Raw genomic sequence first — 21,215 nt, forward strand, 5'->3', positions numbered from 1 at the left:
GGAAACATGACCACCTCGGCTGGAACGCGGAGCCGTCCGCGCCCTCATCTCCGCCCTCCGGCCGAACCGCCCTCCGCCCGGCGGCCATCTTCACCAGTTCCGATCAGTCCTCCATCAACGCGGCGGCCTCCTCGTCGGACAACTGGTCGATCTCGGCGATCAGGCGCGCTTCCACGGCGGCGGCCAGGCGGCGCACCGTCCTGGTCTGGAAGAGCGTGTTGAGCGGCAACTCGAGGTCCAGCTCGGAGCAGATCCGGGCGATCACGCGGGCGCCGAGCATGGAATGTCCGCCCAGGTCGAAGAAGTCCTCGTCCACACCGAACCCGTCGTGACCGAGCACTTCGCCCCAGATCTCGTGTACCAGTTCCTCCGCGGCGGTCACCGGGGCGGAGCCGGCGGCGGGGGCCTGCGCTCGGGGCGGTGCCGGCAGCGCGGCGCGGTCGAGCTTGCCGTTGGGCAGTCGGGGGAAGGAGTCGACGCCGACGTAGAAGCTGGGGACCATCGTGGGCGGCAGCCGCTCCTCCAGGAAGGTGCGCAACTCCGCCACCGGGACGTGCCCGTCCACATAGGCCACCAGAGCCGGCCCGCCCGAAGCGTCGGCACGGACCGCCGCTGCGGCGTGCCGGACACCGGGATGGGCCGTCAGTACCGACTCCACCTCGCCGAGTTCGATCCGGACACCCCGTACCTTCACCTGATCGTCCACCCGTCCGACGAACTCCAGCAGGCCGTCCGCGCCGCGCCTCACCAGATCGCCGGTGCGGTAGAGCCGGCCGCCCTTGCCGTACGGGTCGGGGACGAAAGACGACGCGGTGAGCGCCGCCCGGCGGTGGTAGCCGCGTGCCAGTCCGTCGCCGCCCAGGCAGAGCTCGCCCGTCACGCCGATCGGCACCGGCTCCATGGCCTCATCCAGGACGTATGCGATGGTGTTGGCCACCGGACTGCCGATCGAGATGGTCCGGTCCTGCGGCTGGAGGCGATGGGTGAGGGACCAGATGGTGGTCTCGGTGGGGCCGTACATGTTGTGCACCTGCCCGGCCGCCTCCTGCAGCGGGCCCGCCAGCCCGGCCGTGAGCGGCTCACCTCCGCTGAACACGCGGGGCAGCCCAGGGGGCAGCCGGTCGATCAGCTCTGCCAGAACCGACGGCGGTGCCTGGACGGTGGTCACCTCCGTTTCAGCCCGCAGCGGGCCGCTTTCCGGCGGCGGTGCCACCACCGTCACGCCCCCGGCCAGCAGCGGCCCGAAGATTTCGAGAGCAGCGATGTCGAAGGAGAGAGGGGTGAGCAGCAGCATACGCTCGGTGGCGTCGAAGGCGAGGCTCTCGACCAGGTTGACCACGCCTCGGTGCGGCACCATGACCCCCTTGGGGACACCCGTGGAGCCGGAGGTGTAGATGACGTAGGCGAGGCTGTCGGGAGACACGTGCGGGAGTACGAGATCGCCCGGCGGGACCGAGGGGAATTCCGCGGCCACGAAGGTCGCCACCCCGGGCAGCCGTTCGGCCAGCTCAGCCGTGGTCAGCGCCAGAGCGCACCCGGAGTCCTCCAGCATGAAACGCAGCCGGGCCGCCGGATAACGCGGATCGAGCGGCACGTAACAGCCGCCTGACTTCAGCACCGCGAGCAGTGCGATCAGCAGCTCGCCGCACGGTGGCAGGCATACGGCCACCGGTGACTCCGCGCCGACGCCACGCTCGATCAGCGCGGACGCCAGGGCGGACGATCGCCGGTCGAGTTCGCCGTAGGTCAGCGTGCTCTTCTCGTGCGGGACGGTCACGGCGGGCGCGTCGGGCTCGGCCGCCGCGCGGGCCGCGATCAGCTCGTGCATGGGCTGCTGAGGGTACGATCTGCGCGGGCCGTGCCAGGATGCCAGCACGTGTTGGCGGCGCGCCCCGGACATCAGCGGCAGGCGCGACAGCGGTAGCGCGGGCTCGGCGCGGACCGCGTCGAGCAGCGAGAGATACCCCTCGGTGAGCCTGACCACGGTGTCTCTGTCGAACAGGTCAGTGTTGTACTCGAGCCAGGCGCTCATCTCGCCTTCCGGGTTCTGCACCTCCAGCGTCAGATCGGTCTTGGCGGTCCTGGTGCCGAACAGGCCGCGGACGTCGTACGGCACCTGGTTGATGGCGACCTGGTACAGCGGCGTACGTGCGGGGTCGCGCGGTGGGCGCAGCTTCTCCACGATGAGGGCGAAGGGCACGTCCTGGTGGTCGAGCGCCTCTATGGTGGTGGCCCGCATCCGGTCGAGGGCCTCGGCGAAGGACGGATCGCCGCCGAGGTCGGCACGCAGCGGCAGAACGTTGACGAACATGCCGACGAGCGGGCTGAGCTCGGGCAGATCCCGCCCGGCGACCGGCGAGCCGATCACCACGTCGCTCTGGCCGCTCCAGCGAGCCAGCAGCGCGGCGAAGGCGGTGAGCAGCACCATGAACGAGGTCGCGCCGGCGGCCTTGGCCAAGGCGCCCACTCGTTCCGCCAGCTCGGCGGGCACGGTGAAGGCGTGGTTGGTTCCCGCGTAGCTGAGTTCGGCCGGGCGGGGCCGGTCGGTGGGCAGTTCCAGCGGCACGGACCCGGCCAGCCGGTCGGACCAGTAAGCCAGGCCCTCGTCGAGTTCTCCGGCGTCGAGCCGGGTGCGTTGCCAGGCGGCGTAGTCGGCGTACTGGATGGGCAGCTCGGCGAAGCGGGGCGAGCGGCCGGCACGCACCGCGGCGTGCGCTTCGACCAGATCCTCGGCCATGACCTCCGCCGACCACGCGTCGAAGATCGTGTGGTGGACGACGAGCACGAGCCGCCACTGGCCGCCGCCCAGCTCCACCAGCCTGACCCGCCACAGCGGCGCGCGGTCGAGAGTGAACGGCCGGGCCGCGTCGGCCGCGGCAAGAGCGGCCAGTTCCGCCTCCTGGGCGGATCCGTCGAGCCCGGACAGATCGGTGTGGGTCAGATGCACCGGCACCTCGGGTGCGATGAGCTGCACGACCTTGCCGTCGCGCAGTTCGAAGCGGGTGCGCAGCGGCTCGTGCCGCTGGACCACCAGCCTGAGCGCCTCCTCCACCGGCTTGGGCCCGGCGACGTCCAGCCGCTTCAGGTGGGAGATGGCGCCGATGTTGTAAAGCGGCAGGTCGGGCAGCAACTCAGTGAGGAACCAGATGCGTTCCTGCGCGTGCGAGGCGGGAAACTCGTCCTCTGTCATGGCGTCTCCGTCAGGTGTCGGCGTATCTCCCGTGTGATCGGGTCAAGCGCGCTGACCTCGCCGATCGTGGCCAGCCAGTGCCACTGGTCCAGGGCGTGGTAGAGCCGGTAGAAGGCCAGGCGCCGCGCCCAGTCCTGGGGCGGTGCGCCGTATCCCGCCAGCAGCGCCCGGCGGCGCAGGGAGTCGTCGCGGACGGCGAAGTAATCGGTGCGCGCCAGGTCCATCAGCGGATCGCCGCCGAGCGCGTTCTCGACGTCGATGACACCGGTCAGCCGCCACCGTCCGGCCTGCTCGGCGACCATGACGTTGCGTTCGTGGTAGTCGTGGTGCAGCAGGACGGGAGTCTCGCAGCCGGCCAGCAGGTGGCGATCGGCGTGGAAGCGTTCGGTCAGCGCCGTGTGCAGTTCCGGGTCGCCGCCGAACTCGGCGAACTGGGCGATCTTCAGTTCGAACTGGCCGCCGACGTAGGCGAGATTCGTCGGCTCACGCGGCCCGTCCAAGGGGCCGAACATGGGCAGTTCGACGCTGTGGATCGCGCGCAGTACCCGTCCCATGTCGTGGTAGAGCCGCTCGATCGTCTCCTCGTCCAGGTCGGCGGAGACCTGCGAGAGCGGCCGGCCGGGAACCTTGGTCATGATCAGGTATGCCTGGGGCAGGTCGCGCTTGGAGTCGTCGGCGCGCACCACGGCGGGCACCGGGGCGCCACTGCCGCTCAGCAGCTCGTAGACGTGCTGCTCCTTGCGCATGCGTTCGGTGAACACCCTCGGGTACAGCTTGAAGATCAGCTCACGTCCGCCGCTGCTGACCTCGTAGACGGCGCTGATCTCGCCGCCGGTGCGCAGCAGCACGCCGTCGACGGGCTCGCCCAGCAGCTCGCTCGCTTTGGCGGCGCTCAACGGCATGGTCAGCGCCTTGGCGAAGGCGGGCGCGCTCCACGCCAGGCTGACCGTGTTGCCGGCGCGCGCCTGCAACGCCTGCGCGCCCACGAGGTCGTCGGGTTCCGCCTCAGGCACCTGGTCGTCGAACTGGGCCAGCACCGGGATCCGCATCGAGACCAGCACGTGGACGGCGATGCCGAGGCCCAGCAGGATGTACATGAAAGCGAGGCCGCGTCCCTCGCCCACGCCGATCACCGCGCCGACGGTGGAGGCCAGCGTCCCACCTGGTGCCAGGAGCGGCTCCAGCAACAGTTCTCCGAGCGGTGCGACGACGGCCATGCCGACCGGCAGCGTCGACCAGGAGACCATCTGGTTGAACGCCGTGACCCGGCCGTGGAAACGTTGCGGCACCTTCACGTGAATGATCGTCATGAAGACGCCGTTGACGACAGAGAGGCTGCCCCACAGGCCGAACGCGCCCAAGCCCACCACCAGTGGCGAGGCGTACAGCCCCGTGATGACGGCGAACAGGCTCAGCAGCAGCGTGCTCAGCATGACCGCCCGCATCCGCCGGTGCCGGGGGCCTCCCCACAGTGCGACGAGCATGCCGCCGAGCGTGGCGCCCAGGCCGCCGACGAAGGAGATGAGCCCGGCCGTCTCCAGGTCGGAGAACGACAGCACCAGCGGCGAGATGGACATCAGCACCGCGGCCAGCATGATGTTCAGTACCGCGAAGTAGAGCAGCGCGGCCCGCAGGTGCCGGTTGCCCAGCGACATCCGGAACCCGGCCGCGATCTCGGTCGCCATCGGCTCGCGCCGCTCCAGGCCCAGGGTCGCGGGGAAGCGGATCAGCGCCAGCGCGACGAGCACGACGGCGAAACTGGCCACGTCGATCATCAGGATGCCGTCCAGGCCGATCCCGGCCAGCAGGGCGACGGCCAGCAGCGGCGCGGCGAACTGGGAGGTGCCGACCAGCGTCTGCACCACGCCCGCCGCGTGACCCAAGTAGCGCTTGGGCACCAGCTGAGGCAGTGCCGAGATGTAGGCGATCCGCTGGATGACCAGGGTGACCGACAGCGCCGCGGTGAGCGGGTAGAGATGCCAGGAGGCCAGGTTGCCGGTCCACAACAGCAGCCCGAACAGCAGTTGTACCCCGCCGGCGAGGCTGTTGCCGAGCGTCATCACCGCCCGCTTGCCCGACCGGTCGACGATCGCGCCGATCAGCGGCGCGACCAGAACTCCCGGCATGATCCCCAGGGCGATCAGCAGGGTGAAGCTCAGCAGAGAGCCCGTGGTGGTGTAGACCCAGATCGGGATGGCGAAGTCGGTGACCGCAGTGCCGATCATGGAAGCGAGCTGGGCGGCGGAGACGCTCAGGAAGCGCCGCAGACTGGGCGGTGGTGGCTCCTTCCCCCGCCGCTTCGAGGATGGGTCGCGCTGCGCCGGTGGGTGATCGTGCCTCTTCGGAGGGTGCTCGTCGGTGTGGGACGTGGTCTCCTCGATCCACCATCCCGCCGCCGGGCCCCGTGCGGAACGGCTCAACGCCTCGGCCGCCCCGTACTCCATGGCGATGTGCGTGTTCGTCAGGATCTGGGCCAGGTCGTCGGCGCGGTACTTCAGGTAGTAGTGGCCCGCCTCGTCCAGGACGACCAGCGCGTTGCTCGGCGACAGGAAGTGCCACTCCTTGTAGCGCTCGCGGTAGTAGTCGGTGGCCGGGTCCTGCTCGCCGACCACCGAGATGACGGGGGCGCGCAGTGGCTCGCTCCGTTCGGCCAGCATGCGTGTGAAGCTCTCCTCCGCGATCAGCGTGTCGCGTCGCTGGTTGCGGACCATGAACCCGACCTGCTCCTCGTCCAGGCCGGAGATGTCGTTGCCCATCGACTTCATCCGGTTCTCGTAGACGCGGTCGCCGCGTAGCCGGTCGGTTCGCAGCAACCTGCCCAGGGGCCCGGCGATGCGGCCGACGGGGCGGGCGAACGGGAAGATCGCCCCGAGGTAGACCGCTTCCGGCTCGCGGCCTCGTGCCTCCAGGCGCCTGGCGATGTCGGCGGTGACGGCGCCGCCGATGCCGCAGTGGCCGTACAGGACGATCGGCCCGGGTATGCCGTCGAGGATTTCCGTGACGCACTGGGCGATGACGTCTTCGAGCGGCATGACCGGCTCGTCGGGACGGCCGGGATCATGACCGGGGAAGGCCATGGAGTACAACGCGACCTCGTCGGGCAGCGCGTCGGCCAGAGGCTGGTAGACCAGGGCGCTGCCACCGCCGTACGGGAAGCAGATCAGGGTGAGCGTGGGAGCGGAGGACGAGCGCGTCAGCCGGTGCAGCAGTTGGCGCGGCCGGTCGTCTGACGGGGCGGGCCCTTCGATGAGCGCCGCCAGCATCCGCACGGTGGAGTGATTGAACAGGTCCATGACGCCGACGGAGCGTCGCTCGGCGGCCGCCTGCACGTGCCGCAGCCTGGCCACGGCCTGGATGGCCATCAGCGAGTGTCCGCCGAGTTCGAAGAAGTCGTCGTCCAGGCGGATGTCGGACACACCGAGCAATTCGCTCCAGATCTCGGCGATGGCGATCTCGGCCGGGCTGCTCGGCGCCGCTCCCTGCCCGCCCCCGGCGCCGGGACGCGGCGGCGAGGGCAGCGCGGCGCGGTCCACCTTGCCATTGGGGCTGAGCGGCAGCGCCGGCAGGAAGACGTACGCGGTGGGCACCATGTGGTCGGGCAGGAGCGCTTTGAGCGCCGCGCGCAGGTCAGCGTCGGGAACGTCGGTGACGACGTAGGCCGCGAGTCCGTCGCCGCCGGCCACCACCAGCGCCACGCGCACGCCGGGCTGTTCGCGGAGCACGGCTTCGATCTCGCCCAGTTCGACCCGCTGGCCGCGGATCTTGACCTGGTTGTCGATGCGGCCGAGGAACTCCACGGCGCCGTCACGGCGCAGCCTGGCCAGGTCGCCGGTGCGGTAGAGACGCGAGCCCGAGTGGCTGTAGGGGTCGGGCACGAAACGCTCGGCGGTCAGCGCGGGCCTGGCGTGGTAGCCCGGGGAGAGCTGAACCCCGCCGATGTGCAACTCGCCCGGCACGTCGAAAGGCACCGGGCGCAGCCGCGAGTCGAGGATGTGGATGCTGGTGTTCTGCAACGGGTGCCCGATCGGCACGCGGCTCTCGCCCGGGGCGCACCGCCATGCCGTCACGTCCACGGCCGCCTCGGTCGGTCCGTACAGGTTGTGCAGCTCGGCATGCGGCAGCCGCTCGAAGAAGCGGGCGGCCACGGCGGGCGGCAGCTCCTCCCCGCTGCAGATCACCCGGCGCAGCGATGTGCACGCCTCGACGCCGTCTTCTTCCAGGAAGGGGGCCAGCATGGACGGCACGAAGTGCATGGTGGTCACGCTGCTGCCGATGATGAGGTCGCGTAAGTAGGCGGTGTCGCGGTGGCCGTCGGGCGCGGCCAGCACCAGCCGGGCACCGGTGATGAGCGGCCAGAAGAATTCCCAGACCGACACGTCGAACCCGGCGGGGGTCTTCTGCATCACCGCGTCGGCGCCGGTCAGGCCGAATCTGCGCTGCATCCAGTCGAGCCGGTTGCCGATGGCCACGTGGGTGTTGGGCGCTCCCTTGGGGCGGCCGGTCGAGCCGGAGGTGTAGATCATGTAAGCCGGGTGAGCGGGGCCCGCCGTGACGGGGGGCGCATGATGCGGCGGATCGACCGGCTCCGCCACGGACGGCCCGGACGGTTCCTCTGGAGCTACGGTTGCGATCCCGGTCTCGGGGAGCCGCTCGCGTACCGCATGCTGGGCCAGCAGCACGACGGCCTGGGCGTCGCGGAGCATGAAGTCGAGCCGGTCTCGCGGGTATTCGGGGTCGAGCGGCACGTAGGCGGCTCCGGACTTGACCACGGCCAGCAGGCTCACCACCAGCTCGATGGAGCGCTCGGCGCAGATCGCGACCCGGGTGCCCGGCCCCGCACCGCGTTCGCGCAGGCGGTGCGCCAGCCGGTTGGCCCGCTGCTCCAGCTCCGCGTAGGTGAGCCGGTGGTCGCCGAACTCCAGGGCGACGGCCTCCGGGGTGCGGGTTGCCTGGGCCTGGAACAGCTCGCCCAGCGTCTTGTCCGCCGGGTACGGCAGCCGCGGCCCGTGCGCGCGTGCCAGAATGCGGTCGCGTTCGTCGGCGGTCAGCATCTCCAGGTCCGACACGCGCAGGTCGGGAGCTTCGACGGCGGCGCGCAGCAGGGTCGCGAAATGGACCCCCAGGTCGTCGACGGTCGCCCCGGCCAGCACGTCGCGGTTGAAGACGAACACGCCGTCGAGCCCGCCCCGCCGTTCCGTGAGGAAGAGCTCCAGCTCGAAGGGGGCGGCCGTGGCCGCCATGGGGAACGGCTCGACGTCCAGGCCGGACCAGGCGGCGGTGTCCTCGGCGTAGCTCTGCAAGGTCAGCGCGACCTGGAAGACCGGGGTGCGCGAGGTGTCGCGTGTCGCTGCGAGTTCCCCGGTGAGCTGCTCGAACGGCAGCCGCTGGTGTTCGAAGGCGGCCAGCGTGGTCCGCCGCACCCGGGCGAGCAGCTCGGCGAAGGTAGGATCGCCCGCCAGGTCGGCGCGCATGGGCAGCATGTTGACGAACGTGCCGATGAGCTGCTCCAGCTCGCTGCGGGGGCGCCCGCTCACCGGCGTGCCGACGGCGAAGTCGTCCTGCCCGCTGTAGCGGCCCAGGAGCACCTGGTAGACCGCCAGGGCGACCATGTAGAGCGTCGCGTCGTGCGCCTTCGCCAGGTTCTTGGCCGCGGCCAGCAGGTCGGGGCCGAGTTCGAAGGCGCGGGAATCGCCCTCGAAGGTGGGCGCGGCTCCGCGTCGCCCGTCCAGGGGCAGGTCGATGGGCGGCACTCCGGCCAGCCGCTCGCGCCAGTAGGCCAGATCCGCCTCATCGGCGGGGCGGGTGCGCTGCCACAGGGCGAAGTCGCCGTACTGCACGGCGGGCTCGGGCAGGTGCTCTCCCGCGTAGAGCGCGCGCAGCTCCCCGGCCAGAATCTCCAGCGACCAGCCGTCACAGGCGATGTGGTGCACCGTCACCAGCAGTACGTGGTCGTCGTCGGCCAGCCGCACGAGCAGGGCCCGCAGTGGCGGCTCGGTGGCGATGGAGAAGGGTCTGGCCTGCTCCGCGCTCACCAGGTCACGGACGCCGGCCTCGTCCGCCGCGCTCCGCCTGCGCAGCTCGGTGCGGTCGGGAGCGGTCACCTCGACCAGCGGCCGTCCGCCGGCGTCGGTGGGAAAGCGTGTGCGCAGGATCTCGTGCCTGGCCACGACCGTGTCGAGGGCGTGCTGCAGCCGGTCGACATCGAGTCGGCCGCGCAGGCGCAGCACGAGGGGGATGGTGTACGCGGCGGTACCCGGAGCGAACTGCTCCATGAACCACAGGCCCTCTTGCGCGAACGAGAGAGGCACTTCGGCGTCGGGGGCGCGGCGCGGGATGCCGGCGGGCCTGGCGCCGGATCGGCGGCGCAGACGTTGCTCGACCAGTGCCCGCTTGGGGTCGGAGAGCGTCACGTCACTCGAGGAAAGCCCTGGCGAGGAGGTCACGCAAGCCTCTCTTTCTGGCGGGAACGGTAGACCAGGACGCGTGGATGAACGCCGGATGTCGTACGGGTTCGCGGGCTCGGTGATGGATGAACGTATTCATACACACTTTTAAGTGTCAAGTCGATGCCAGGAAAACGGCGGCTGGAGAGAATTCTTGCTTTGGCGAGGATGTCCGGGCCCATGTACAGAGGTGGAAAGTTCGGGGTCTCATGTCTCGCGTTCCGCGGCTCGTGGGTACACGGAATCATCCAGTGGGATGATTCCGCTGGTAGAGCCCTTGTCGAGGATGCGATCAAGCGCTCCGAGCCGAAAACGCGGTCACCCGGCCCGCCAAGAACTACTACGGTGGGCTGTGCTCTTGTGATTCTGTGTAGTCATGTATTTGCGGTTCACCCAGCGGGGTAACGCGGACGGGGCGAGTGTGCGGTATATCGCGCTCGCCCGTCATCGTCGGGTTGGCGGCAAAGTCAAACGGACGTCTTGTTGAATCTGCCGCAGGCAAGAAGCAGGCATTCGAATGCTGCTGCCCGGACATGAAGGAGACGAAGTCCCTGACGAAGGCGCCGCGTGAGTAGCTGCCGCCGCCGCTGTCGAGAGCGGTCTGTAGCTCGCGCCACCAGGTGGCGTACGCCTGAAACAGCTGCTCCTCGTCCTGCGCGCCCAGGTTGAGCCGCGTGGCGATCTCCCTGGCCATGGCGGCCAGATCGGGCCAGCGCAGGCAGCCGTCGCCCGTCTGGTCGAGGACCTCGGTGAAGAAACTGTCGGCAGATCGGACCGCACGGTCGTCCTCGTCGGAGGCGGGGTGAGCAGCCGTACCAGGGCGCGCGGCCTTGCCGGTCGGGCGGCGTACGGAGGGCGGCGCTCAGGTACGTGGACCGCATGAGCGTCCGGGCTTCCGGCAGGTCGGGCAGGGCGAGGCGCCGGCTGAAGGCTTCGGGGAGCGAGGCCATGGTGATCACGGCGGACTCATGGAGGACGCCGCCGAGCCGGTCTCGTCGGCGTACATTCAGGTCGATGATTCGCTCTGGATCCGTGATCGGATCGGGGACGGTGCGCAGTGGGGCTGTTGGTTCAGGGTTTAATGCGCTCGGTGCTGGTTGTAGAAGTGTTTGTACCCGCGCAGGGCGTGCCGAAGGTGGCGTTCGCTCCATACGAGGCAGCGGTCGAGAAGCTCGCGGCGGCACGACTGCACTCACCGCTCCGTGATCGAGTTCATCCGCGGCATCCGAATGCCGGTGAGCACCGTCTTGATGCCGGCCGCGGCGAGGACGTCGTCCATGAGGGCCGGGAACTTCCCCTCCCTGTCTCGGAGCAGAAACGCGCCCGGCAGCCGACATCGTCCAGATCCATCAGGTTCCTGATCGCTTGGGTGACCCGGTTTGCGTTCGGGTGCGCGGTGGAAGCCTGCTCGGGCGCTGGATCAAGATCGGCCTGTTTGAGGATCTCTCAAACGTTGGACGGTGCCATTTCGATACCGAGGGTGGTGGAGCTCACCGTGGACCCGCGGGGAGCCCCAGCCGGGGTTCTCCCGAACCAGACGCAGGACGAGAGAGTGCGGATGGAGCGGACCGTGCGCGGGCGGCCAGACCTCTTCGGCCGGCAGGTACGGGCATGGTGCTGTCGTATCAGATCGCGGTGCCAGCGCACGACGGGGTCCGGGCGGACGAGGAGCCTCAGCCGGTGTAGGGCCTCGCGGGGCAGCGCGGTCAGGAGCGCGGCGAGAAGGGTGTAGGGCGTCAAAACTCGCGTGCGTGGGTTGAGCTGGGGTTTCTCCGACGTAGCCGTGCGACTCGGCGGTACTCGTTGATCACTCCTCCGAGCACTTTGTTGCGTTCGATCCGACCTTCCATGGACACCACCGTCACCAGGCGTGCGCCCAACGACTCACCCGATCAAGACGAACAGGCACGATTGGGCCAGTGCCGCGAGAACGGCTCGGTCGGCCCAGTCCGGCTTGGGGCGTCCGATCTGGCGTCGTAGTACCGCCACTTCGTGACGCAGCACCATGATTTCCGCGTTTTTCGACGCATGACTGCGGCCCAATGACATCAGCCAGCCGAAGAGTCGCAGCGTGATGAGGTAGAGCAGGCGGACAAGTACAAGACGCGACCTGTGTCTCACATCTCGGGTGGCACGGACAGCTGTTGAGATTCCTCCCGTGAGACTGGGCCGCCGGCGAAATCTGACACTGCCGTACGACCGAGGATGACCGGAAGATCTGCCGGCGGTTGACGGTTGCGCGCAGAGATCACCGCTCCGACGACTCGTCAGGCAAGGCGCTCCGCAGGTGCCTGGCCATCGTCTCGCTGACCGGGACAGTGGTGGGCAGTTGGGGCTCGTCGAAGTAGCGGGACTTGTACCGGCGCAGCAGTGACTCCCCGTGCTCGGGCCAGGAGAAGCCCTTCTTCTTGAGAAGCTTGCCGAAGACCACGCCGGCATTGTCCGGGGCGGGGTCGGTCAGGAGCCGGATGGCCGCGGGGGAGATGTCGTCGCCCCGCAGGTAAGAGGTCAGGGTTTCGCGGTAGCGGCGCCGGTTGATCAGGAGCGGGTCGGCGAAGAGCTCCTGGAGGAGACCGAACTCGAGGTAGAAGCTGATTCCTGTTTCCGGGTCGAAGTGGATGGCCACCGTTTCGGCGTCCAGCACCTCCTCGGGATAGGTGAAGCCGGGCAGGGGGAAGGTGTTGCCGGGCTGATCCCGGTCCATGCAAGCCCGCATGAAGGCATCGTGTCGCGGGGCCACGTCGTCTCCCGAAACCACGATGTATTCGGTGCCGTACAGGTCGAGGAAGACCTCTCGCTGTGCGGCGAGCATCCGGCGGGCGGCGGCGAGCTTGTCCGGGTTGCGGAAGACCAGCTTGGGGTTGCGCAGGCCGATGTCCGCGGCCTGGGTGAGGAGCTGGTCACGGGCGTCGGCGGGAAAGAGGCTGATGTGCGCGCTGACCAGCCAGTCCTCGCCGAGCGGCACCAGGCGGCAGATGAGGAACATGCCCCTCTGGATCGGGCGGAACGCGGACTTGCCCATGTTGGACCGGGCGCGATAGGTGAGCTCGTCCACGAGGTTGAACAGGACCAAGGCGTCCTGTTCTTGTCCCTGGACCTCGAAGATTCCTTCGACCACGTCCCTCCAGCCGAGGAGCATCGCCCGCTCCTGCGGGCTCAGGCCGGGGTGGGCGCGCAGGAAGCGGTCGATGACCGTGTCGCCGGAGGCCAGTCGGTGCTGCAGGGCGAAATGATCGACGATCATGCTGGCGGTCACCTCGCTGTCGGCGAGGTCGTCGGGACGGCTCCGCTCGAAGGCTTCGTCGAGTTCGCGGGTGAACTGGGGTGAGAGGGCGAAGTTGACCAGCCGCTCCTTGAGGGCCGCGGCGTGCTTGATGGCGTCCATGACAGCGCTGTTTCTTTCTCGAGCCCGTGCTTTCGCCGGGCTTGTTCGGTTACTGTCCGACACCTGCCCCGTTCCGTAGACCGGGGGACACGTGCCGGGCGGCTGAGACTGCCTGACCACCGGGTCGATGATCACAAGAAAGTCCGGGTCTCAGTGCCTGCCACCTTCCTTCGGGATCAGGTCGGCGATCAACTCGGCGAGTACGAGCTCCTCCTCGACCCGTACGCCCCGTCGCTCCATCGCGATGCCCAGTTCCGGATCCCAGGGAGTCGGGCGCACCTGCCCTGACAGTGGCGCCGACGAGGGCACGGCTTGATAGGAGGCGGTATCGAAGCGCCACGGCAGGAACCCGACCCTCTCGTGGACGGCGGCGGCGATGGCGATTCCGCCCCAGTCGAAGTCCCCGTGGTAGGCGAACGCCGCGCCGCCGACCGCGAGAAGGTCCAGCATCCGCCAGACGGCCGCCGACGGCCGGCCGCCGCCGCATACCAGGGGTGGGCAGGAGGCTCCGAGTTCGTCGGCCGCCGCGGCGACCACGACCGGGTTCTCGCAGATCCTGACCAGGTCCGCGCGCAGCGGTGCTTCGTGGCGGCGGAGTTGACGCAGGGTCAGCACGCACGGCTCGCCCGCAGCCCTGGCGGCGCTGAGCATGCGTCCGGTAGGGGAGTGGTCGTCACCTGGCAGCCCCAGGCAGAGGACGAGGGAGGACAGGTCATCGAGATGCACGCCGACCGCGGCCCAGGCCGAGCGGCGGGCGTCCGCGCCGCCTTCGCCCGCGTGCGGCAGACCGGACAGGGCACGGGCCGCGGACAGGGCGAGGGTGGCCAGCGGGCGTCCCTCGTCCAGAGCGTGTGCGTCTGCGCAGGTCTCGGCGGCGAGCCGGCCGAGGGGCGTGCCCGGTGACGGCAGTCGCTCCAGCACGGCGCTCAACCGGTCGAGCAGGATACGTGCTTCTTGGGCTGTGGCGGCGAGCCTTCTGACCAGTCCGGTGGACTCCAGCCATGATCGCCACCCGGACAGCTCGGGCCGGTCGGCGATGAGAGCGTCGAGCCTGGCGAAGGCCCGTTCCCAGGCCGCCGCCTGCGCGGCCTTCTCGCCGGCCTGGTCCCGGATCGGGCCACGCAGGCGTACGACGGCCTCGCGCAGCCCGCCTGCGGTGACGCCGCCCGCTCGCAGGATGCGGTCCACCTCGTCCAAGGAGACCGACAGGGAAGAACCGGCTCCCGCACGGCGGCCGAGCAGCACCTCGGCCGCGCGGCGCTGCGCGGAAGTCGCGGCCGTGAGCGTCACCGTCCCGGTCAGCGGCTTGCCCTGTTCCAGGCGGCGGCGTGCCCGATCGACCAGCCAGGCGATCTCGTCACCGCCGAGCAGCCGCCCCAACCGCTCATCCTGGACACTCATGCGAACAGGCCGTCCTGTGCCACGGCCACGTCAGGGGCCGGCATCGCGGTGACCGGGCGCTCCGCTCGCCGCCGCTCGCGCCCGTCCCAACGCCACGGGGTGACCAACACCGCGTCCACGCCGTCGCGACGGGACAGCTGGCAGATCGCAAGCCCCGGGACCTGCGGGTAGCAACCCCATTCGCGCTCGCTCGTCATCACCACGTCCATGTCGAACGTGGCCAGCAGGCCCAGGCATTTGGCGCGCGAGTCGTCGTCGACGCCCGCGAACGCCTCGTCCAGGGCGACCAGCCGCGGAGCGTACGGGTTGCCCGCCGATTTGTAGTGGGCCGATGCGGCGGCGAACAGCGGCACGGACGCCGCGAGCACTCTCTCACCGCCGGAGGCCGGCCCGGTGGCGGCCCGCCATTGCCCGTCCTGCAGCCGCTGGATCGCGAACTCGTGCCAGACGCGGTAGTCCAGGGCCCGGGTCAGCGCTTCCGTCCATCCGGCGGCAGGGTTGTCGGCATGCTCGCGGGCGATCCTGTCCTGGAGGAATGCGCCCACGGCCGACCGGTCGGCGACGGACCAGGCGTCCACCGTCTGCCGGAGCTTGTCGCGGACCCGCTCCAGCCCTTCAGGAGCGTTCCTGGCGATCTTCCAGACCAGGCGCAGGCGCATGCCGGTAGAGGTGGGGCGGGACTCCAGCTCGGCGTTCATCTCCCGGACCTCGGACTCGGAGGCGGCGATCAGCTCGTGCAACGTTCCGGCGACCTCGTTGAGCAGGTGGTTCTCCAGGATTTCGCGTTCCTTGGCCGACAGGAGCCGGGCTCTGTGCCCGGTCTCTTCCGCCAGCGCTTCGGCGAGGCCGGGAACGTCCCTGCTGCGGCCCTGGAACAGCACGTCCACGATCATGACCCCGTCCCGCAGGGTCAGTCCGACGGAGTGCCCGTGTCTGGCCATGGCGTCCGACAGCAGCTTGTGCTCCTCGGCCACCTTCTTCTGCACCCGGTCCCAGGGGCCGTGGCCGTCGTCCACGGTGTCGAGCTCGGCGTTGACCGTCCTGGCCAGAAGCACCGTGGGGGTGGCCGCCCACTGGCCGTCCGGGTCGGGCACGTCCAGAGCGGGGAGCGCGACGTGCAGCAGTCCCGTGGCGGCGAACGCCTGGAACTCCCGTACGGCGGTGTCGCGTGCCGTGGTCGCCTCGTCGATCTGGCCGCGCAGAGCGTCGCGCACGCCCTCGGCCTTGCCTCGTTCCTCCAGGGCCGCCTGTTCTTTGCGGCGGGTCTCGCCCTCGGCTGAGGTGCGTTCGCGCAGTTCCCGCTCCACCTCGTCGAGCCGGCGGAACAGCTCCTCGACCGCGGCGCCGGCGGTTTCCACCAGTGCGCGGTAGGTCTCCGCCGCGGCGTCCGCCTCGCCGCGTGCCCCCACCGCCAGATCGGCCGCGTCGTCGAGCCGGCTCCGGGTTCGTTCGAGGTCGTCGGCGGCTTCGTGGGCGGCCTCGCGCGCGGCTCGCCGCGCCTGTTCGGCGGGCCAGAACCGGGCCAGTGTCAGCCGGTAGCCGGCGACTCCGCTCTTGACCTCGGCCAAGGCCGGAGGCTCGGCAGGCAGGCCGACGTCGCCGGCGAACTCGGCGGCCCGGTTGCCGGCGGTCTCCAGCTCGCTCTGCCGTTGGAGCGCCACCCCTGTCGCGGCGGTGTGCTGGGCGTCGAGTTCGCGCCGGCGTTCGTACTCGGCGGCGAGTTTGACGTGGGCCTCGCGCAGCGGCGCGTCCGGGGGCAGCGCCCGGTGCTCGGCCGCGAGCCTCTCGCGCCGGGCGGCGAGCGCGTCGAGGTCGGCGCCGAGGCGATGGATCCGCTGGGCGACCTGGTCCAGCTCCTCTCGGAGAGCCGCCAGTCGGGCACGCCGCGCCGCTTCTCGCGCGCCCTCGCCGATGTAGTGGGCGTCATTCTTGCGCCATGAGCCCGCCAGCACGCCGTTGGCCCACTGTCCGTCGACGGTCACCCACGTCCCACCACCCTGGCCGAGCGCGATGCTCTTGAGCACCGTCTCGACGGCGGCGTCGGACAGGGCCGCGGCCTGCGGGTCGGCGCGGTCGAGGGCAGGACGCAGGACGGCGGAGCACGACGCCCCGGCCGGCGGCTCGCCGGTCACGACGAAGGTGTCGTCCTCGGCAAGCAGCCGCCCGTCGGGCGTGACCCACGCGTCCAGGATGCCCGCGGCCTCCAGGGCGGCCTCCAGCCCGGCCCGATGCGCGGCCGGCACTGCCTCAGCGAAGTCCACCACCTTCCACAGCGGGCCGCCAGGACGGCCGAGCCGGGCGTCTGAGCCGCGCGTGTGCGGGGTGGGCGGAGCGTCGTGTCCGCCCGCCTCCAACCGGGCCATTTCTTCCGTCAAGGATGCGGCGGCCCGCCTCGCCTCGCGCAGCTCCGCCTCCAGTCCGGCGCCCAAGCGGCCGAGCGCGTCGGTGGCGTTCCTGGCCGCGTCGTCGGCCGCCGTCGCGGCCGGGTTGGGGCCATCGACGGAGACGGCCCAGCCCTCCAGCGTCGCGAGCATCTCGTCAGGGTCGTCCAGCCGCAGCTCGGTCAGGCCGGCCAGGTACAGGGCGTACTCGTGGACCAGCCCGGCCGTGGCCGCGCCGGTGGCCTGCTCGGCGGCTTCGATGCGCTCGGCGGCGGACTGCAGCTCGCCGGTCAGCCGGTCCACCTCCGTACGGGCCGTGGCGAGCCGGGACCGAGCCTGCCGCACGGTGTCGATGAGCCGCTCCAGCTCGTTGATCGCCTGCTCCTGGCGGTCGGCCAGCGTCTCGGCCTCCCGCCGGGCCCTGGCCTGCTCCGACGGCTCGCCGAGCGCGTGCCAGTCGATGACGGCGAGGTGCCCGGCCTCGAACGCCGCCGCGCGGGCGGCCGCGAGCGCGGACTCCCTGGCCTGGTCCAGCTCCCGGTCCGCCTCCTCGGCCTTGCCGAGGGCGGTGCTCGCCCGCTGCTCCCGGCGCTGGGTCTCGCCGGTGAGGCGGTCGCGCTCCTGCTCGTACCGGCGCGCGTGGGAGTCCAGCCGGCCGGCTTCCTCTCCCATGTGTTTGAGCCGCTCGGCGTCACGCATCTCGGGGCTCTGCCGCAGCGCCTCCTTGCGGGCCTCCAGCAGGTTCCGCTGGGCTGCCAGCTCCTCCAGCACCTGCTGGGCCGCGGACAGCTCCGCCTCCGCGGCCGCGTGGCGGGCCTCGGGCTCGCCCAGGTCGCGGCCCAGGTGCTCGTACCGGCTCTGCGCCAGGCGGGGGACGGCGGCCTTGCGCTTGGCCGCGATCGCGGCGTACCGGCGGTAGTGGACGAGGAAGTCGGCCGCCGCCCCGCGCGCCTCCTCCAGCCCGCGCAGCGCGTCTCGCTCCTCGTCAAGGCCGCGGAACGCCTCGGCGACCGTGGCGATCAGAGTGGGGCTGAGCGGTGGCAGCGCCTCGGTGAGGGCCCGCGACAGGAGCTTCTCGTCGGGCTTCTTGGACAACTGCGGCTGCCGCAGCTGAATGAGAAGGTTCACCAGCGCCTCGTAGCGGTGCTCGCCGAGCCCGAACAGCGCTTCGTCCACCGCCCTGCGGTAATCGGCGGCCCGGTCGTAGGCCATGCCGTGGCCCTCGATCGCCTCCCGCAGCTTCTCCCGGGTGAGCACCACTCCAGTGGAGCTCAGCAGGTGGAGATCACGGCCGATGCGCTGGGGGGTGACGAAGAACCAGTGCCGGACGATGCCGCGGTCCTTGACCGCCTTGAGCCCGCAGCCGATCGTACGGAACTCCTCGCTCCCGTCGGCGGCCCGGCGGCCGAACTCCATCCATGCGTACCCCAGCCGCTCGGGGTGCGGGTGCCTGCCGCCCAGCAGCAGGTTCCACTCCATGCGCTTCTGCCGGTCGCCGTCAGGCTCGACCCGGTGCGGGGCGAGCTCGCCGTCGAGCAAGAACGGCAGAGTCAGGGCCAGCACCTTGGACTTGCCCGTGCCGTTGTTGCCGCGCAGCAGCAAACGGCCGTCGTGGAAGTGGAACTCCTCCACGTCGTAGTAGAACATGTCGACGAGTCCGGCGCGCAGCGGCTTCCAGCGCTCGGAGGTCGGAGAAGGCAGCATCACTGTCCTTTGATGACGGGTTCGTCCAGCGCGTAACGGGCAATGGCGGGCAGCCCCACGGCCGCATCCTCCGTAACGTGGACCAGCCGCAGCGCCGTGAGCTTGCCCAGGGCCGTGGCCAGCCGCTCGTCCTCGGCGCCCGGCTCGGTCACGCCCTTGCGCCAGAACGACACATGGTCACGGGCGGCCTGCCGGACGAAAGCCCTCAGATCATCCATGCTTGATGCCCCGCGGCTGGCGAGGTGCTCGGCCACCAGCAGCGTCACGTGGCCGTCGGTGCGCTGTTCTGGCATGCGCACGTCGGTCAGTTCGTCGTCGGGATCCACCATCGCGATGCCCTCCGCGCGTACTTCCGCCACTAACCCGGTGGCTTCCACGATCCGGCGGGTGATCGCGTGCCGTTGGGAGGTCAGGTAGACACGCTCTGCCTCGTCCAAGTCGGCGAAGTAGATCACCGGGTCCTCCAGCAGCCTGCGGGTCAGCCTGCGGCGAAGCGCCTGGTTGCGCAGGTCGTCGGTGTCGGGGACAGGCTCGGCGGTGAGCTCGGCCAGCCGCTCCTCGAACGACCCCGTGGTGATCGTCGATGGGCCTCGCGTTCCGGTGAGCAATGCGGCCAGGACCGGCCTGCGCACGTCGTACAGCACGTCACCGGTCGAGGTCAGATATGCCTCCTCATCGCCCGAGACTCTGCGCAGCACTCCCCAGCCGAGCAGCGTGCGCACCACGGTCACCAGATCGGCCCGCTCGACACGGCTGTCAAGGGTGAAGTGAAAGTCCAGTTCGGGCTCCGCCGCCGCCGACAGCACCTCCTCGGCCAGGCGGCCGAGCGTGGTCTGCGCGTCGGCCCGCTCCAGCACGGCCAGCGCCAGGCAGAACAGGACGTAGCGGCGCCTGCCGTACGGTTCTCCCGCTTTGCCCCTGGCGGGGTGGGTGGCGTCGGACGTGTCCGCGACGCCCTTGAACAGCCGCGCGGCGCCCGAATCCACCGTCAGCCGCCAGCCGGTCTCCCGGGAGAGCCACTCGCGCAGCTCGGTCAGATGACGGCGGACCAGCACCAGCGCCTCCGCGTCGTCCTCGGCCGTCAGCAGCGGCTTGGCCAGCAGCGCGCGCAGCGCGCCGCGCCGCTGGGCCAGCTCCTCCTCGGGCGTCATCGGACCACCATGAGATCGGAGATCTCCACCACGTGCTCAGGTCCAGTGAGAACGCCGTCCTCGGTGTGGATCGCGACCTCGCCGCCATCGGGGACAAGGGTGAGCCGCACCCCCATCGAGCCGTCGCCCGTCACCGTCTTCACTTCCGTCTCCCCGGGCCGCCGCGCCGCCAGCGCGTCACCCAGCAGCCCCAGGAACAGCCGGAACGCCCGCGGGTCCAGCACGTTCAGCTCCGAAAGCAGCACCGGCCCGTCCGTGCGGAGCCGGGCCCGGGCCGCGGCGGTCTCGGCCGCCTCCCGCTCGGCCTGCTCCATCAGCAGCCTGCGCGCCTGGCTGCGGTCGGCCACTTTGTTGGGCTTGCCACGCCGCTCGTAGGAGCCGGTACGCCGGAGCCGGGGAGAGATCCTGATCGGCGGTGCGTCCTGCCAGGAAGTCCCGGCGCCGACCTCCCGCCACTCCTCCAGGGTGGCGGTGGTGACCGTCAGATGGCGGGCCGGGGTCAAGCCGAAGGCCGCCCGCCACAAGCGGTGCATCGCCGCTTCGTCGGGCGCCTCGGCGAACCAGCGAGCCAGGGCACGGAAGTCCGCGGATCGGTCGGAGCGTCCGGACCTCCGCTCGTTGAGCAGCCCGACCGCGTCGATGAGCTGCTTGATCGCCGTGATCGCCGCCTGGCGCAGCAACCGCGCCTGTGACGGCCGGCCCACATCCGTGGAGACGAACCAGTCCCGAAGTCCTCGCCAGCGGTTCAGCCACGAGGAGTACGCCGCCTCCTCGGCCCTCCCGTACGCGTCTGCGGCTTCCGCCCGGTCGGGCACCGCGTCGGCGGCCTCCCTGCGCGCGGCCAGTCTCAGCAGCTCCTCATGCCCGCACGTCTCCAGCCGGGCCAGCAGGGTCGCTATCCGCGCGCCGGAGTTGGCCAGATCGGCGATGAACCGGTTGATGTACTCGATCAGCCGCTCCTTGTAGGCGACGAACCCCGCCACGTCGCCGTCGGAGAAATCGATCGCCCGGCGCAGCGAGGCCATGAACGCCTGGGCGTTGTCCGCCAGCGACGAGAAGCGCTCGGCGAGGGAGAGCAGGAGCAGATGAACCCTGGCCGGGTCGGGATCCTGCTCCTGAGCCAGAAGGGTCAGCGCCTGCAACTGTTCGGCGATGTCGCCCAGGGCCACCGACTGCAGCACCCCACGCCGCCCGATCGCCTCCTCGTAGAAGTCGATCGCCTGCTCGGCCGCCTGACCCGCAGGGGTGAGCTGGAACAGGAACCGCTTGCGGTGGAAATCCTCCACAGAGGTGACCCTGCCGGTGTCCGCGTCGGCCCGCAGGTTGCCCCACTCCCGCAGCTTCTCCAGGGCTTGCGCGAGCGCATCGTCGTTGTCCCGCCGCAACTCCGCCGCCACGTCCTCCGGCCGCAGATGCACGATGAAACGTTCCTTCGCCCGGGCGAAGACGCGCAGGATCTCCCGGTAGAGGGCAGCGTTGGGAGCGCTCAGGTGAGCGAAAGGCTGATGCTCTTCAGACGGGGAGGCCATGGTGCCAGTTTTCCTGACCGGAGAGAGTGCC

Annotated in this window: 8 protein-coding genes; all 8 read right to left on the reverse strand. The window is 70.4% G+C overall.

Features of this window, described 5'->3' with window-relative positions:
* Window positions 1–103 precede the first annotated feature (103 nt).
* Window positions 104–3,190: a non-ribosomal peptide synthetase gene (locus tag DMB42_RS17780; protein WP_125635959.1), complete on the reverse strand. Its 3,087-nt coding sequence runs from the start codon at window positions 3,188–3,190 to the stop codon at window positions 104–106.
* Window positions 3,187–9,600, reverse strand: coding sequence for a non-ribosomal peptide synthetase (locus tag DMB42_RS17785; RefSeq protein ID WP_125635961.1), 6,414 nt, complete (start codon window positions 9,598–9,600; stop codon window positions 3,187–3,189). Before DMB42_RS17785 ends, DMB42_RS17780 begins: the two co-directional genes overlap by 4 nt.
* 373 nt (window positions 9,601–9,973) lie before the next feature.
* On the reverse strand, window positions 9,974–10,327 hold the full coding sequence (locus tag DMB42_RS17790) for a hypothetical protein (protein WP_125635963.1): 354 nt from the start codon (window positions 10,325–10,327) through the stop codon (window positions 9,974–9,976).
* A gap of 1,554 nt (window positions 10,328–11,881) precedes the next feature.
* A complete protein-coding gene (locus DMB42_RS17800) occupies window positions 11,882–13,018 on the reverse strand; it encodes a hypothetical protein (protein WP_125635966.1) in 1,137 nt (378 codons plus the stop codon).
* A 150-nt stretch (window positions 13,019–13,168) separates the two neighbouring features.
* Complete coding sequence (locus DMB42_RS17805) at window positions 13,169–14,419, reverse strand: TIGR02679 family protein (protein WP_125635968.1); 1,251 nt, start codon at window positions 14,417–14,419, stop codon at window positions 13,169–13,171.
* Window positions 14,416–18,504: a TIGR02680 family protein gene (locus tag DMB42_RS17810; RefSeq protein WP_125635970.1), complete on the reverse strand. Its 4,089-nt coding sequence runs from the start codon at window positions 18,502–18,504 to the stop codon at window positions 14,416–14,418. Before DMB42_RS17810 ends, DMB42_RS17805 begins: the two co-directional genes overlap by 4 nt.
* Entirely contained in the window at window positions 18,504–19,655 is a 1,152-nt protein-coding gene (locus DMB42_RS17815; protein ID WP_125635972.1) for a TIGR02678 family protein, read from the reverse strand. Before DMB42_RS17815 ends, DMB42_RS17810 begins: the two co-directional genes overlap by 1 nt.
* Complete coding sequence (locus tag DMB42_RS17820; RefSeq protein ID WP_125635974.1) at window positions 19,652–21,184, reverse strand: TIGR02677 family protein; 1,533 nt, start codon at window positions 21,182–21,184, stop codon at window positions 19,652–19,654. The genes DMB42_RS17815 and DMB42_RS17820 overlap by 4 nt, the downstream gene beginning before the upstream one ends.
* Between the last annotated feature and the right edge of the window lie 31 nt (window positions 21,185–21,215).

Origin of the sequence: Nonomuraea sp. WAC 01424 (genome assembly GCF_003947315.1) — a bacterium.
Classification (GTDB): Bacteria; Actinomycetota; Actinomycetes; order Streptosporangiales; family Streptosporangiaceae; genus Nonomuraea; species Nonomuraea spiralis.

What these genes read in the sequence shown, in the direction of transcription:
- DMB42_RS17800 (WP_125635966.1), bottom strand. Translation starts at nt 13,018, where the DNA reads ATGGACGCCATCAAGCACGCCGCGGCCCTCAAGGAGCGGCTGGTCAAC.
- DMB42_RS17780 (WP_125635959.1), bottom strand. Translation starts at nt 3,190, where the DNA reads ATGACAGAGGACGAGTTTCCCGCCTCGCACGCGCAGGAACGCATCTGG.
- DMB42_RS17810 (WP_125635970.1), bottom strand. Translation starts at nt 18,504, where the DNA reads ATGCTGCCTTCTCCGACCTCCGAGCGCTGGAAGCCGCTGCGCGCCGGA.
- DMB42_RS17790 (WP_125635963.1), bottom strand. Translation starts at nt 10,327, where the DNA reads ATGGCCAGGGAGATCGCCACGCGGCTCAACCTGGGCGCGCAGGACGAG.
- DMB42_RS17820 (WP_125635974.1), bottom strand. Translation starts at nt 21,184, where the DNA reads ATGGCCTCCCCGTCTGAAGAGCATCAGCCTTTCGCTCACCTGAGCGCT.
- DMB42_RS17815 (WP_125635972.1), bottom strand. Translation starts at nt 19,655, where the DNA reads ATGACGCCCGAGGAGGAGCTGGCCCAGCGGCGCGGCGCGCTGCGCGCG.
- DMB42_RS17805 (WP_125635968.1), bottom strand. Translation starts at nt 14,419, where the DNA reads ATGAGTGTCCAGGATGAGCGGTTGGGGCGGCTGCTCGGCGGTGACGAG.